The following is a 13,892-nucleotide window of genomic DNA, read 5'->3' as shown; positions in this document are numbered from 1 at the left end:
TTTAACTTGCCACAAAACAGTCCAATTGGGGTGGATAGTCAGATGTTATCGGTTTGTAGAAAATAGTGGCGAAAAAGATCTCAACTCTGTGGAGCAAAACAAGAGCAAGATCTCTTTTTACGCTTTTCGATAAAAAAAGCAGTCGATTCTCTTGAAAAACTCGTTATTGTCCCAATCTTAGTTGCTAACCGCCAAATTGCGACATGAATTCGAGATTTTAGGACAGACATTGCGCACATAGTGGCGATTGGCTCGACAGGGTTAGATCAGATCGTTAGAATGTCGCGTCTGAAATTTTGTCCTGAGACTAATGGGAGATACCTTTGGTGCAGCCGAAGATATCACTGATTAGTTTGGTTTCATGGCGAAACCGATACTCGATTTTAAAATAGGTGTTCGTAAAGAACACAGACAAGGATGCAGCCGTATTCGTTTGCTCTGGCATTCGTTAGGCTCATATGCTCAGTCAAACTGAGCCATTTTTGAGGTTTATATATAATGCAAGTTACTGTTGAAACGCTAGAGGGCCTAGAGCGCCGTCTGAATATTACTGTTCCTGCTGCTAACATCGAAGATGCAGTTACAGCTGAACTACGCAACATCGCTAAAAACCGTCGTTTCGATGGTTTCCGTAAAGGCAAAGTGCCAATGAAGATGGTTGCGAAAATGTACGGCAAAGCAGTACGTCAAGACATCCTAGGTGAAGTAATGCAACGCCACTTCATCGAAGCGATCATCAAAGAAAAGATCAACCCAGCGGGTGCACCAACTTTCGCTCCAGTTGAAAACAAAGAAGGCTCAGATCTCGTATTCAACGCAACTTTTGAAGTTTACCCAGAAGTTGAGCTTAAAGGTCTAGAAAACATCACTGTTGAAAAACCAGCAGTTGAAGTGAAAGACGCTGACGTTGAAGAGATGATCGAAACTCTACGTAAGCAACAAGCGACTTGGACTGAAGTTGAAGAAGCAGCTGAAGCGGGTAAGCGCGTAAGCATCGATTTCGTTGGCTCTATCGACGGTGAAGAGTTTGAAGGCGGTAAAGCTGAGAACTTCCCACTAGAAATGGGCGCAGGCCGTATGATCCCTGGCTTCGAAGATGGTATCGAAGGCAAAACTAAGGGCATGGAATTCGAAATCGACGTAACCTTCCCAGAAGATTACCACGCTGAAAACCTAAAAGGTAAAGCAGCGAAATTCGCTATCAAAGTGAACAAAGTTGAAGCACGTCAACTACCAGAACTAAACGACGAGTTCGTTGCTAAGTTTGGCGTAGCAGAAGGCGGCATCGACGCACTGAAAGCAGAAGTTCGCAAGAACATGGAGCGTGAGCTTAAGCAAGCGGTTAAAAACCGTATCAAAGAGCAAGCGATTGACGGTCTTGTAAAAGAGAACGAAATCGACGTGCCAGCTGCGCTTATCGACCAAGAAATCAATGTTCTACGCCAGCAAGCAGCACAACGCTTTGGCGGTAACGTTGAAGCAGCAATGCAGCTTCCTCGTGAACTGTTTGAAGAGCAAGCGAAACGTCGTGTTGTCGTGGGTCTACTTCTAGGTGAAGTGATCAAAGCTCACGAGCTAAAAGTTGATGAAGAGAAAGTGAAAGCTATCATCACTGAAATGGCGACTGCTTACGAAGATCCAACTGAAGTTGTGACTTACTACGAGCAAAACGAACAGATGATGAACAACATGCGTAACGTTGCTCTAGAAGAACAAGCTATCGACGCGATCATTGCTAAAGCTCAGGTTTCTGAAAAAGAAGTTAGCTTCAACGAGCTAATGAACCAACCAGCTTAATAAGCAATATCTTGCGTAGAAGGTTGACTAAACGTTAACTATTCTGCTAACAATGGTCCGTATGATAATTATCATCCGGGCCATTTATTTTAGGGACATAAGAATATGAGCTACCAAGAAAAAAATGCAATGTCGCCAATCATCGACGCACTAGTACCAATGGTGGTTGAACAAACTTCCCGTGGTGAACGTTCTTACGATATTTATTCGCGTTTGCTAAAAGAGCGAGTGATTTTCCTCACTGGACAAGTTGAAGACCACATGGCAAACCTTGTCGTGGCTCAGCTACTTTTCCTAGAGTCTGAGAACCCAGACAAAGATATCTTCCTTTACATTAACTCTCCAGGTGGCAGCGTGACAGCAGGTATGTCGATTTACGACACAATGCAGTTCATCAAGCCAAATGTGAGCACAGTATGTATGGGTCAAGCATGTTCAATGGGTGCATTTTTGCTTGCTGGTGGTGCACCAGGTAAGCGTTATGTGCTACCTAACTCACGTGTGATGATTCACCAGCCACTCGGTGGTTTCCAAGGTCAAGCGTCAGACATCCAAATTCATGCTCAGGAAATTCTTACAATTAAGACTAAACTGAACAAGCTGTTGGCAGAACACACTGGCCAACCTTTGGAAGTGATTGAGCGTGATACTGATCGAGATAATTTTATGTCGGCAGATCAGGCAGTAGAATACGGTTTGGTGGACGCAGTATTGACTCATCGTAGTGCATAATTTGCCTGCGCAAACTGATTCAAATTGTTATACACTCAAACATAAAGAGTAAAGGCTAAGAGGTTAGCGAATGACAGACAAAAGCAAAGAGAGTGGTAGTGGTAAGTTGCTTTACTGCTCTTTCTGCGGCAAAAGCCAGCACGAAGTTCGCAAGCTAATCGCTGGTCCATCCGTTTACATCTGTGACGAATGTGTCGATTTATGTAACGACATCATCCGTGAAGAGATCAAAGATGTGCTTCCAAAACGTGAATCTGAAGCGTTACCAACGCCTCGTGAAATCCGTGCACACCTTGATGACTATGTAATCGGTCAGGACCATGCGAAAAAAGTGCTCGCGGTTGCGGTATATAACCACTACAAGCGTTTACGTAATGGTGACACAACGAGTGATGGCGTGGAGCTAGGTAAGAGTAACATCTTGCTGATTGGCCCAACAGGTAGCGGTAAGACGTTGCTTGCTGAGACGCTTGCGCGTTTCCTCGATGTACCGTTCACTATGGCAGATGCCACGACGCTAACAGAAGCGGGTTACGTGGGCGAAGATGTTGAAAACATCATTCAAAAGTTGCTTCAGAAATGTGATTACGACGTAGCGAAAGCAGAGCGTGGTATTGTGTATATTGACGAGATCGACAAGATTTCTCGTAAAGCAGAAAACCCATCGATTACTCGTGACGTTTCTGGTGAAGGCGTTCAACAAGCGCTGCTTAAACTGGTTGAAGGTACGATTGCTTCTGTACCACCTCAAGGTGGTCGTAAGCATCCTCAGCAAGAGTTTTTGCAAGTGGATACGTCAAAGATCCTCTTTATCTGTGGTGGTGCATTTGCCGGTCTAGATAAAGTGATCGAACAACGAGTTGCAACAGGTACCGGCATTGGTTTTGGTGCGGAAGTCCGCTCTAAAGACGAAAGCAAAACAGTGGGCGAATTGTTCACTCAGGTAGAGCCAGAAGATCTTGTGAAATATGGTTTGATTCCTGAGTTTATTGGTCGTCTTCCAGTGACCGCTTCGTTGACCGAGTTGGACGAAGAAGCATTAATTCAGATTCTTTGCCAACCAAAAAATGCGCTAACAAAGCAATATGCAGCACTGTTTGAACTGGAAGGTGCGGATCTTGAGTTCAGAGAAGATGCGCTAAAAGCGATCGCGAAAAAAGCGATGGAGCGTAAAACAGGCGCTCGTGGTTTGCGTTCAATTTTGGAAGGCGTGTTGCTAGAAACCATGTATGAACTGCCATCGATGGACGACGTGAGCAAAGTTGTTATTGATGAATCGGTGATTAATGGTGAATCAGAGCCGCTTTTGATTTACACCAACAGTGAGAGCCAAGCCGCTGGCGCTGAGTAAATTTAATCGATGTAGAAAAAGGAGGTAAGGAATTACCTCCTTTTTTATTTTCTTTTATTGAATCCAAATAATTAGCCCCCATATACTGCTCATAATAGTAAGTGGAAGAGAGAATTATATGAACTTGGAACGTTCCGAGCGTATCGAGATCCCTGTACTACCTCTACGAGATGTGGTGGTTTATCCACACATGGTTATCCCTTTGTTTGTTGGCCGTGAAAAGTCGATCAGTTGCTTAGAATCGGCAATGGAAGCCAATAAACAAGTTTTGCTTGTCGCACAAAAGCAAGCAGACACAGATGAACCAACCGTTGATGACTTGTTCGAGGTGGGCACGGTAGCCACGATCCTGCAACTGCTTAAACTGCCAGACGGTACGGTAAAAGTACTGGTTGAAGGCCAGCAGCGCGCTAAAATCAATCAGTTCAAGGAAAGTGATTTCTTCTTAGCAGAAGCGGAATTTATCATCACTCCTGAATTGGATGAGCGTGAGCAAGAAGTGATTGTTCGCAGCGCCATTAGCCAATTTGAAGGCTTCATTAAACTGAATAAGAAGATTCCACCAGAAGTCCTGACTTCCCTTGGTGGCATTGATGAAGCTGCCCGCCTTGCAGATACCATTGCTGCCCATATGCCACTGAAATTAGCGGATAAGCAGCAAGTACTAGAAACCGTAGATATCACCGAGCGTCTTGAGTTCCTGATGGGGCAAATGGAATCGGAAATCGACATTCTGCAAGTTGAAAAGCGCATCCGTAACCGCGTCAAGAAACAGATGGAGAAATCCCAGCGCGAGTACTATCTGAATGAGCAAATGAAAGCCATTCAGAAAGAGCTTGGCGAATCTGAAGATGGCGTTGATGAGTTTGAAGCGCTCCAGCAAAAGATTGATTCGGCTAAAATGCCGAAAGAAGCACGCGAAAAGACCGAACAAGAACTGCAAAAGCTTAAGATGATGTCGCCGATGTCAGCGGAAGCGACGGTTGTGCGCAGCTACATTGATTGGATGGTCAACGTTCCTTGGAACAAACGTTCTAAAGTGAAGAAAGACTTGGCGAAAGCGGAAGAAGTGCTCAATGAGGACCATTACGGACTTGAGCGCGTAAAAGACCGCATTCTAGAGTATTTGGCGGTTCAAAACCGTATCAATAAGCTCAAAGGCCCGATTCTTTGCCTTGTGGGGCCTCCTGGTGTGGGTAAGACTTCGTTAGGTCGTTCAATTGCCGCAGCAACAGGTCGTCAATACGTTCGTATGGCGCTCGGTGGCGTTCGAGATGAAGCAGAGATCCGTGGCCATCGCCGTACGTATATTGGTTCGCTTCCGGGCAAACTGATTCAAAAAATGGCCAAAGTTGGCGTGAAGAATCCACTCTTCTTGTTGGATGAGATCGACAAAATGTCATCTGACATGCGTGGTGATCCTGCGTCTGCATTACTTGAAGTGCTGGACCCAGAACAGAACAACTCGTTCAACGATCACTACTTAGAAGTGGATTACGATCTGTCTGACGTGATGTTTGTTGCAACCTCGAACTCAATGAATATTCCAGGTCCTTTGCTTGACCGTATGGAAGTGATTCGCTTGTCTGGTTACACAGAAGATGAAAAACTCAACATTGCGAAGCGCCACTTGGTTGCGAAGCAGGTCGAGCGCAATGGCTTGAAGCCTCATGAAATCAATATCGAGGACTCTGCCATTATTGGTATTATCCGCTTCTATACGCGTGAAGCGGGTGTGCGTAGTTTAGAGCGTGAGATTTCGAAAATCTGTCGTAAAGCAGTGAAGAACATTCTGCTGAAGCCAGAGTTGAAGTCAGTAACGGTCAATATCGATAACTTGAAAGAGTACTTGGGTGTTCAACGCTTTGACTATGGTAAAGCGGATGACAGCAACAGAGTGGGTCAAGTGACAGGGCTTGCGTGGACGGAAGTCGGTGGCGATTTGCTGACGATTGAAACTGAGGCGATGCCGGGCAAAGGTAAACTGACCCAAACTGGCTCACTGGGTGATGTGATGCAGGAGTCGATTCAAGCGGCCATGACTGTTGTGCGCTCTCGTGCGGAGAAATTGGGTATTAACTCCGATTTTTACGAGAAGAAAGACATCCATGTGCACGTTCCAGAAGGCGCAACACCAAAAGATGGCCCAAGTGCCGGTATTGCGATGTGCACGGCGTTAGTCTCTAGCCTAACGGGTAACCCTGTTAAAGCAGAAGTCGCCATGACAGGGGAAATTACTCTGCGTGGTGAAGTGTTACCAATCGGTGGTCTAAAAGAGAAGTTGTTGGCTGCACATCGTGGTGGCATCACAACGGTACTTATTCCGAAGGACAATGAGCGTGATTTGGAAGAAATTCCAGACAACGTTATCGCTGATTTGAAAGTCATTCCAGTTCAATGGATTGATGAAGTTCTTAAAGTTGCACTTGAGCGAGACCCAACTGGGGTGGAGTTCGACGCTAAAAAATAGTGATGTGCAGCAAAAATAAGTAAAAGTTTACGCTGATAGGCTCGAAAAGGCTTGTCAGCGTTTTTTTTGGGAGCTAAGTTAGAGCTCGATGGCTGCCAGCCCTTTTAAGATAAGGCTTGGCGCTAATTTTTAGTATTAATGGAACGAAAGTCATCTAAAAAAATAATCACAGATGGCACAAAGGGGAATCACAGTGAACAAAACTCAACTAGTAGAATCAATCGCTGCAAACGCAGATATCTCTAAAGCGTCAGCAGGTCGTGCTCTAGATGCATTCATTGAAGCAGTAAGCGGTACTCTTCAGTCTGGTGATCAAGTAGCTCTAGTTGGTTTCGGTACTTTCAGCGTGCGTACTCGCGCAGCTCGTACAGGCCGTAACCCTAAGACTGGTGAAGAGATCCAAATCGCAGAAGCGAAAGTACCATCTTTCAAAGCAGGTAAAGCTCTTAAAGACGCTTGTAACTAATCGCGATAGTGTGAATTTTGTTCAATCAAACCCGTTTGAACACGATTTTGCGATGTGAAAGCCGAACTTTTTTAAATTATGCGCATCCTACTGATGCGCATTTCTTTTTTCTGGTATTATCGCGTGATTACATTTCAAGAGAAGCGTTGGCTTCGTGAGTGGAGAGCAGTTTAGTTATGATGGATCGATTGCGCGAAGGCGTGAATAGCATCGCGGTTAAAATTATCCTAGGATTGATCATCCTATCGTTTGTCTTTGCAGGTGTCGGTAGCTACCTTGTGAGTGGTAGTAGTAACTCTGCAGCAAAAGTTGGCAATGTCGAAATCGGTCGTGGTGAGTTTGAAATGGCTTACCAAAATGAGCGTAATCGTATGCAGTCGCAACTAGGAGATTACTTTTCTCAACTCCTTGCTGACCCTGCTTACGTAGAGTCTTTCCGTAAATCGGTATTAGACCGCATGATTAACGACGTTTTGCTTGATCAGCATGCAGAATCATTAGGTTTACGCATCAGTGATGCTCAAGTAAGAAGCATGATTCTAGCAATGCCAGAATTCCAGCAAGACGGTAAGTTCAACCAAGACGTCTACCAAGCGACTCTGCGTCGCGCGGGCTATTCAGCAGATTCTTTTGCAGAGTACATGCGTCGTGAGTTGATTCGTTCTCAATTGCTTGATGCACTACAAACCAGTGAATTTACCCTACCAGGTGAAGTGGATGCAGAAGGTAAATTGTTTACTCAAACACGTGATGTTCGCACGGTGACGCTAAATATTCGCGACTTTGCGGATAAAGTGACGCTGACAGAAGAAGATATCCAAAAGTACTACGATGAAAACAAATCACGCTTTACTCGCCCTGAGCAGGTGAAGGTGTCTTACATCGAGTTAGCGGCGGATTCACTCAAGCAGCAAATCACCATTTCTGATGACGAAGTGAAACAGTACTATCAAGAGCACCTTGATAAGTATTCCTCTGAGGAGCAGCGTCGAGTGGCTCATATCCTCATTGAGGGTGATGACCAAGCTAAAGCACAAGCAATTTTAGACGAATTGAACGCTGGCGCGGATTTTGCGGCACTAGCTCAAGAGAAATCAGACGATTTTGGCAGTGCTGATAATGGCGGTGAACTGGGTTGGATTGAACGTGATGTGATGGATCCAGCGTTTGAAGAAGCGGCGTTTGCGCTAAAAAATGTGGGTGATGTCACTGGCTTGGTGAAGTCTGACTTCGGCTACCACATCATCAAACTCGAAGAGCTAAAAGAACCTGTTGTGAAGCCATTTAGCGATGTAGCTGCGCAAATCAAACAAGAAATGATCGACCAGAAAGCCGTCGACCAATTCTATGAGTTGCAAAGTGAGCTAGAGAAAGTGGCATTCGAATACCCAGATTCTTTAGAAGAAGCATCAAAAGCGGTGGGTCAAGAAGTGAAACACACTGACTTTATCTCTCAAGTTGATGCACCTGAAATTCTTCGTACACCTGCGGTGACTCAAGCGATTACCAGTCCAGAAGTTAAGCTGGATGGTTTGAACTCAGAAGCGATTGAAATTGCTCCTGAACACATCATCGTTGTTCGTGTTGATGATGCTCGCGATGAGACGGTACTACCTTTGACTGAGGTGCAAGACCAAGTAGCAGCAGAGCTTTCTCAAGTGAAAGGTGAGCAACAAGCACTTGAGCTAGGAAGCGAAGTCGTGACGGCGCTGAAAGCAGGCAATACCGCTATTTTGCAAGAGAAAGACTTATCATTTGGTGAGTTAGAGAAGATTGATCGTCGTTCTCCTTTAGCACAGACCGTGTTTGCTATGACAAAACCAGCAGCAGGTAATGCGGTATACGGCCAAAGTAAAGATATGGAAGGCAATGTTGTCGTCGTGGCGCTTGAAAAAGTAGAAGAGAGCTTAGAGCCTGTACTAGCACAGCAAATTTCAGTGCAACTACAACGCGTCTCTGCACAGCGTGACTTGAGCTCTATCGTCGCGATTCTTCGTGCGAACACTGATATTGAATACTTTGTTGTGAGCAACTAATCGTTCGGTGTGCAACTGATATGTAACTAAAAACAGGTCGCTTTCGCGGCCTGTTTCATTTTTGTCTCTTGTCTGTTTTTTGCTCTCGCTGGGTTAGGTATAACACCTTTCACCCAATATGAGGACACGACAATGAAACAGGTATTTACCCTTTTAGCCATGCTAATGGCATTTTCTTTTCCTTCCGTTTCTTTTGCAGACTCTGCAACGAAAGCGGCCGATAAATATGAAGGCATTGAGATTTCCGTCAACATCAACACGGCGACAGCAGAAGAAATTGCCATGATGTTAAAAGGCGTTGGCATTAAAAAAGCTCAGCAAATTGTTGACTTTAGAGAAGCTCATGGACCGTTTAAAACGGTTGATGAGTTAGCTCAAGTGAAAGGAATCGGTAAATCAACGATTGAGAAAAATCAGTCACGGATTAAGTTGTAATTGGATGACAAAGCAAGTTGACGTTCTGTCAGCTTGCTTTGTCTCTTTATTGCGCTTTGGCGTTAAGGTAACGCTGGTAAAAGGGTTGTAGCGAGGCTAAGAGGAAACCGCTGCTCATACCAGCAAGATGCGCCTCAATGGCGACCCTAGCACCAATGAGCTCGCTTGTGCTTGCAGATGCGCCCATCCAATGCTCCCAAGCGACTTTCACCACGACACCAAGCACCAGCAGCCAACTGCTTTTTCTTCCCTCCAAGCTTTCTCTTAGCGCAAAATAGGCAAACAGGCCGTGCAACGTTCCAGAAAGACCAACGTATATTTGCATTGAGGTTAAGAGGTTAGCGAGTCCGACCATGACGCTGATCATCACTAGCAGCAAAGCCAACGTTTTCCAATTGGGTTTGAAAAGGTGAGCAATTACCCAAAGTCCAGCCAGATTCATCACAAGGTGAGGGTAGTTGGTGTGAGTGAAATTTCCTGATAGGATTCGCCACCATTCACCATGATTTATCGCTTGGCGATGCCACTCCGTCCAATCAGACAAGAGTGGCTGCTGCAGCAATAGACAAAGCACGCTGGTTATCGTCAGAAAAATAGTAAGGTTCACAGTATGTCTCGGTATTGTTCTCAATGTGGTAAAGCGAAAAAAGCGTGTATTTGCCAGTGGATAGAATCTCTTGCCTCAGATGTGGAACTTATCATTCTACAGCATCCGAGTGAAGAGCACCGCCCACTTGGCACGGCTCGAATTCTCGATTTGTCTTTGGCTAGCTGTCGTTTGTTCATTGGAGAAGACTTTTCACAACACGCTGAACTTAATCAGTTGCTAGGCGATGAATCCTATCTCCATTGGGTGTTGTTTCCGAATGAACAAGCCGTCACGGTGGAACAAGTCAGTCAATCTGATGGCAGTAAAATGCGTCGTCTGCGCTTTATTCTACTCGATGGTACGTGGAAGAAAGCGTTTAAAATCTGGCAGCTTTCAAGCAACTTGCAAGCGCTGCCGTGTGTACAATTACCCGACAATCTCACTGGAAACTACCGTATCCGAAAATCACCTAGTGATAATGCGCTTTCCACTGTCGAGGCCGGTTTTCACATTCTTAGTTATTTTCAGCCTGAAAACGATTTTACACCCTTAATAACGGCATTTGACAAAATGATTGAGTTTCAAATTGCGCAAATGCCGCCGGGTGTGTTTGAACGAAACTATCGTTAGCGACAGCCAGATAGAGCGTTGTTAATGATGTGATGAAAACAACTGCTGGTGCAGTCGCCGCGCATGGCCATCGGTCATCGAAGAAATGTAGTCCGCTATCACTCGCATTTTGCTGGTGTCTGTTTCTGCCAGCTCCCAACGATGTCGAGTGGGCAAAGGCAGCAAGCGTTGAGGATCGGCACTAAGCGCTTCAAATAAATCCATGATGATCTGTTGTCCTTTATACTCGACAATTTGAACCTGAGGAATTTGAATTACATACTGGCTGACAAAGTGCTTCAAAATCGACAGTGCTTTCTCCATGCCGATATCAAGATAGGCATTAAAGGCCAACAGTGGACTTTCAAATTCACCGTCGACGGGCTTCACCTCGATGCTGGTGAGCAGTGCGTTAACCATGCCGCCAATGGCATCTTTGCGTTGATGATGCTGGCCACTAAATAACATCTCGCCAATGGAACTAATGTGTTTTTCAAACCATGGGTCACCACAATCTGCCAACTGACTCGCCGCACCTTCTTGCCATTGGCTACGTGTGACGAGTCCAAGCACGATGGCATCTTCAAGGTCATGCACGCCATAAGCAATATCATCGGCCAGCTCCATAATCGAACAATCGATCGATTTATAACGCGTTTTCCGATGAGATAAGACGTCGTGGGAGCAATCCCGCATTGCGTTCAGCTGTTGTTTATCGGTTTCACTTAATGGAGCGAGTACCCAGTCAAACAGGGGTTTATCGCAATCATAAATGCCTTTTGCTGGACTCCACTGCTTGGCTTTGATTTGACGTTGGTGGTTCACAGGTGCAGGCTGTGAAGCCGCGCGAGTCTGGCTGATAAAAGCTGGGTATTTAATTAACCCGAGCAGTGTGCGCCGAGACAAATTCATGCCGAAGTGTTCGGTGTAGGGCTCGAGTTGGGTGACGATACGGAAAGTTTGCGCGTTACCTTCAAAGCCGCCATGATCTCGCATCATATAGTTCAGAGCCACCTCACCGCCGTGTCCATACGGTGGGTGTCCGATGTCGTGTGCTAAGCACAAGGCATCAATTAAGCTGTCTGTGGGCAGCAGATCTCGATACTCAGGTTGTTTCTTCTTAATTTGTGCGACAATTCCGGTACCCAATTGCGCCGCTTCGAGCGAATGAGTTAATCGGGTGCGATGAAAATCTTCGAGGCTGTTGCCATGCACTTGGGTTTTGGCCTGCAGGCGACGAAAAGCGGCCGAATGAAGAATTCGTGCTCGATCGCGTTGAAAAGGGCTGCGATGATCATCACGACGAATTTTATGTTCATCATCATGGCGTTCCAGCCATTGTGAGCGAATAGTCAATGACAAAGTGGACTCCATATTTGTTAACTGATTTCGTCTAGGGATAGCTCAAAGCTTGGCGCAAACGTATTGAGGAAATAATCCATTTCAGGTGTTTTTCTTTCCGCTAACGTGATGTCTAAGCGCTTTTTCGCCAAAGCAAACTCGTGATTACCTGCACTGAGTTCTTCTAGACATTTGAGATAGGCACAAATGGAATCAGCCTGTTTGACGATTTGAGCTTCTTCTTCTGAAGTTTGTTGTGAGATGACAAATGGACGAAAGTCTTCCTGAAATTCTTCTGGCAGCATGGAGAGCAGTTTTTGCTCTGCAGCCGCTTCGATTTTCTTATACTCCTTCGCGATGTCAGGATTGTAGTATTTTACGGGTGTGGGCAAATCCCCCGTCAAAACCTCACTACTATCGTGATACATGGCCAGCACGGCCACCCGCTCTGCATTGATGTGACCACCAAACTTTTTGTTTTTGATCAGCGCTAAAGCATGGGCAACAAAGGCGACCTGCAAACTGTGCTCAGAGACATTCTCACTGGAGACAGAGCGCATTAATGGCCAGCGTTGAATTAGCTTCATACGAGCCAAATGAGCGAAAAAATGGCTTTCTTGCACGATAGTTACCTCAAAACGCAGTTATAAAAAAGGTGTTCCTATGGAACACCTTTAAGCATATGAAAGTTTAACAATAAATACTACTGGCTATAGCCATGTAAGAAACGTTCAAAGCGGCCAATGGCGGTTTCGAGATCTTCGATGTGCGGTAGAGTGACAATGCGGAAGTGGTCTGGTTTTGGCCAGTTGAAACCAGAACCCTGCACTAACAACACTTTTTCTTGAACGAGAAAATCAAAAACCATCTTTTGGTCATCTTTGATGCTGTATTTTTTTGTATCAATCTTAGGGAATAGATACATTGCGCCTTTCGGTTTCACACATGAAACACCAGGGATTTGGTTGATTAACTCCCATGCGCGATCACGTTGCTCCAATAAACGACCGCCAGGTAAGATCAATTCATTGATGCTCTGATAGCCCCCCAACGCAGTTTGAATCGCGTGTTGCATTGGCACGTTGGCGCACAGGCGCATCGAGGCTAGCATGTCCAAACCGTTCACATAGCCTTGCGCTAAATGCTTTGGCCCGGTCATAAACATCCAACCACCACGGAAACCACATACACGATAGGCTTTTGATAGGCCGTTAAACGTCATCACCAGCACATCGTCAGTTAAGGTCGCGACTGAGGTGTGAACCGCGCCGTCATACAACACCTTGTCGTAGATTTCATCGGCGAAAATCATCAGCTTGTGTTGACGTGCGATTTCGATCACTTCCAGTAGAAAATCGCGACTGTAGACGGCACCCGTCGGGTTATTGGGGTTGATGAGTACAATACCACGAGTCTTAGGCGTGATTTTTTTGCGCATATCATCCAGATCAGGGTACCAGTCTGCTTGCTCATCACAGAGGTAATGCACCGCTTTACCGCCCGAAAGTGCCACGGCTGCGGTCCATAATGGGTAGTCAGGTGCAGGCACCAGCATTTCGTCCCCATTATTGAGTAGCGCTTGCATGGCCATTACGATCAGTTCGGAAACGCCGTTACCAATGTAAACATCTTCCACATCGAGAGAGCGAATGCCTTTGCGTTGATAATGCTGAACAACGGCCTTACGCGCTGAGTAAATGCCTTTTGAATCACAGTAACCTTGCGACGTAGGCAAGTTACGAATCACATCGACCAGAATTTCATCAGGGGCGTCAAAGCCAAATGGGGCGGGGTTTCCAATATTTAGCTTAAGGATTTTATGCCCTTCTTCTTCCATGCGCTTAGCATGTTTGAGCACAGGACCCCTGATGTCATAGCAGACATTGTCGAGTTTTGACGACATCCCGATATTTTGCATTGTGTAATTCCTGAAAATTCGTAAAATTCTTTATTAAAGGATACTAAACTGACATTTTTTAGAATAAAAATCTATAGAAAAGTCGAATTTTGATCAGTGTCGCTATCTCGATGAAGGACTCCTCTTCGTTGGGAGGCGTCAGTTATCA

The 13,892-nt window shown here is 45.5% G+C and carries 12 protein-coding genes; 8 read left to right on the top strand and 4 right to left on the bottom strand.

Going from position 1 to position 13,892, the window contains the following annotated elements:
- Window positions 1–498 precede the first annotated feature (498 nt).
- The 7 genes from tig (at window position 499) to AOT11_RS02330 (ending at window position 9,287) form a co-directional block, all read left to right on the top strand.
- Window positions 499–1,797: a trigger factor gene (gene tig, locus AOT11_RS02360; RefSeq protein ID WP_011149844.1), complete on the top strand. Its 1,299-nt coding sequence runs from the start codon at window positions 499–501 to the stop codon at window positions 1,795–1,797.
- Between the two features lie 105 nt (window positions 1,798–1,902).
- A complete protein-coding gene (clpP, locus tag AOT11_RS02355) occupies window positions 1,903–2,529 on the top strand; it encodes an ATP-dependent Clp endopeptidase proteolytic subunit ClpP (protein WP_011078149.1) in 627 nt (208 codons plus the stop codon).
- 70 nt (window positions 2,530–2,599) lie between these two features.
- Window positions 2,600–3,880, top strand: coding sequence for an ATP-dependent protease ATP-binding subunit ClpX (gene clpX, locus AOT11_RS02350; protein ID WP_017420950.1), 1,281 nt, complete (start codon window positions 2,600–2,602; stop codon window positions 3,878–3,880).
- A gap of 118 nt (window positions 3,881–3,998) precedes the next feature.
- A complete protein-coding gene (gene lon, locus AOT11_RS02345; RefSeq protein ID WP_017420949.1) occupies window positions 3,999–6,350 on the top strand; it encodes an endopeptidase La in 2,352 nt (783 codons plus the stop codon).
- Between the two features lie 193 nt (window positions 6,351–6,543).
- Window positions 6,544–6,816: an HU family DNA-binding protein gene (locus AOT11_RS02340; protein ID WP_013572181.1), complete on the top strand. Its 273-nt coding sequence runs from the start codon at window positions 6,544–6,546 to the stop codon at window positions 6,814–6,816.
- Window positions 6,817–6,992: 176 nt separating this feature from the next.
- Entirely contained in the window at window positions 6,993–8,852 is a 1,860-nt protein-coding gene (gene ppiD, locus AOT11_RS02335; RefSeq protein ID WP_026050445.1) for a peptidylprolyl isomerase, read from the top strand.
- A 132-nt stretch (window positions 8,853–8,984) separates the two neighbouring features.
- The gene (locus AOT11_RS02330) at window positions 8,985–9,287 is read left to right on the top strand and encodes a ComEA family DNA-binding protein (RefSeq protein ID WP_017420947.1); all 303 of its coding nucleotides are present in this window, start codon (window positions 8,985–8,987) and stop codon (window positions 9,285–9,287) included.
- A 46-nt stretch (window positions 9,288–9,333) separates the two neighbouring features.
- On the opposite strand, the gene rrtA is transcribed toward AOT11_RS02330, so the two are convergent.
- The gene (gene rrtA / locus AOT11_RS02325) at window positions 9,334–9,894 is read right to left on the bottom strand and encodes a rhombosortase (protein WP_277986152.1); all 561 of its coding nucleotides are present in this window, start codon (window positions 9,892–9,894) and stop codon (window positions 9,334–9,336) included.
- A 3-nt stretch (window positions 9,895–9,897) separates the two neighbouring features.
- Between rrtA and AOT11_RS02320 the strand changes: the two genes are divergently transcribed.
- Window positions 9,898–10,506: a tRNA-uridine aminocarboxypropyltransferase gene (locus tag AOT11_RS02320; protein WP_017420945.1), complete on the top strand. Its 609-nt coding sequence runs from the start codon at window positions 9,898–9,900 to the stop codon at window positions 10,504–10,506.
- A gap of 21 nt (window positions 10,507–10,527) precedes the next feature.
- On the opposite strand, the gene AOT11_RS02315 is transcribed toward AOT11_RS02320, so the two are convergent.
- The 3 genes from AOT11_RS02315 to AOT11_RS02305 form a co-directional block, all read right to left on the bottom strand.
- Window positions 10,528–11,859, bottom strand: a complete 1,332-nt coding sequence (locus AOT11_RS02315) for an anti-phage deoxyguanosine triphosphatase (protein ID WP_017420944.1) — start codon at window positions 11,857–11,859, stop codon at window positions 10,528–10,530.
- Window positions 11,860–11,864: 5 nt separating this feature from the next.
- Window positions 11,865–12,449: a 5'-deoxynucleotidase gene (gene yfbR / locus AOT11_RS02310; RefSeq protein WP_017420943.1), complete on the bottom strand. Its 585-nt coding sequence runs from the start codon at window positions 12,447–12,449 to the stop codon at window positions 11,865–11,867.
- Between the two features lie 80 nt (window positions 12,450–12,529).
- A complete protein-coding gene (locus AOT11_RS02305; RefSeq protein WP_017420942.1) occupies window positions 12,530–13,744 on the bottom strand; it encodes a pyridoxal phosphate-dependent aminotransferase in 1,215 nt (404 codons plus the stop codon).
- Window positions 13,745–13,892 lie beyond the last annotated feature (148 nt).

The sequence above is a fragment of the Vibrio vulnificus NBRC 15645 = ATCC 27562 genome (assembly GCF_002224265.1).
Taxonomy (GTDB): domain Bacteria; phylum Pseudomonadota; class Gammaproteobacteria; order Enterobacterales; family Vibrionaceae; genus Vibrio; species Vibrio vulnificus.
The sequence above is the reverse complement of the archived record's forward strand: the minus strand, read 5'-3'. Positions and strand labels throughout refer to the sequence as shown.

Excerpts from the sequence above, each read along its gene's own strand:
- tig (WP_011149844.1), top strand. The coding sequence starts at position 499 with ATGCAAGTTACTGTTGAAACGCTAGAGGGCCTAGAGCGCCGTCTGAAT.
- clpP (WP_011078149.1), top strand. The coding sequence starts at position 1,903 with ATGAGCTACCAAGAAAAAAATGCAATGTCGCCAATCATCGACGCACTA.
- clpX (WP_017420950.1), top strand. The coding sequence starts at position 2,600 with ATGACAGACAAAAGCAAAGAGAGTGGTAGTGGTAAGTTGCTTTACTGC.
- lon (WP_017420949.1), top strand. The coding sequence starts at position 3,999 with ATGAACTTGGAACGTTCCGAGCGTATCGAGATCCCTGTACTACCTCTA.
- ppiD (WP_026050445.1), top strand. The coding sequence starts at position 6,993 with ATGATGGATCGATTGCGCGAAGGCGTGAATAGCATCGCGGTTAAAATT.
- AOT11_RS02330 (WP_017420947.1), top strand. The coding sequence starts at position 8,985 with ATGAAACAGGTATTTACCCTTTTAGCCATGCTAATGGCATTTTCTTTT.
- AOT11_RS02320 (WP_017420945.1), top strand. The coding sequence starts at position 9,898 with ATGTCTCGGTATTGTTCTCAATGTGGTAAAGCGAAAAAAGCGTGTATT.
- AOT11_RS02315 (WP_017420944.1), bottom strand. The coding sequence starts at position 11,859 with ATGGAGTCCACTTTGTCATTGACTATTCGCTCACAATGGCTGGAACGC.
- AOT11_RS02305 (WP_017420942.1), bottom strand. The coding sequence starts at position 13,744 with ATGCAAAATATCGGGATGTCGTCAAAACTCGACAATGTCTGCTATGAC.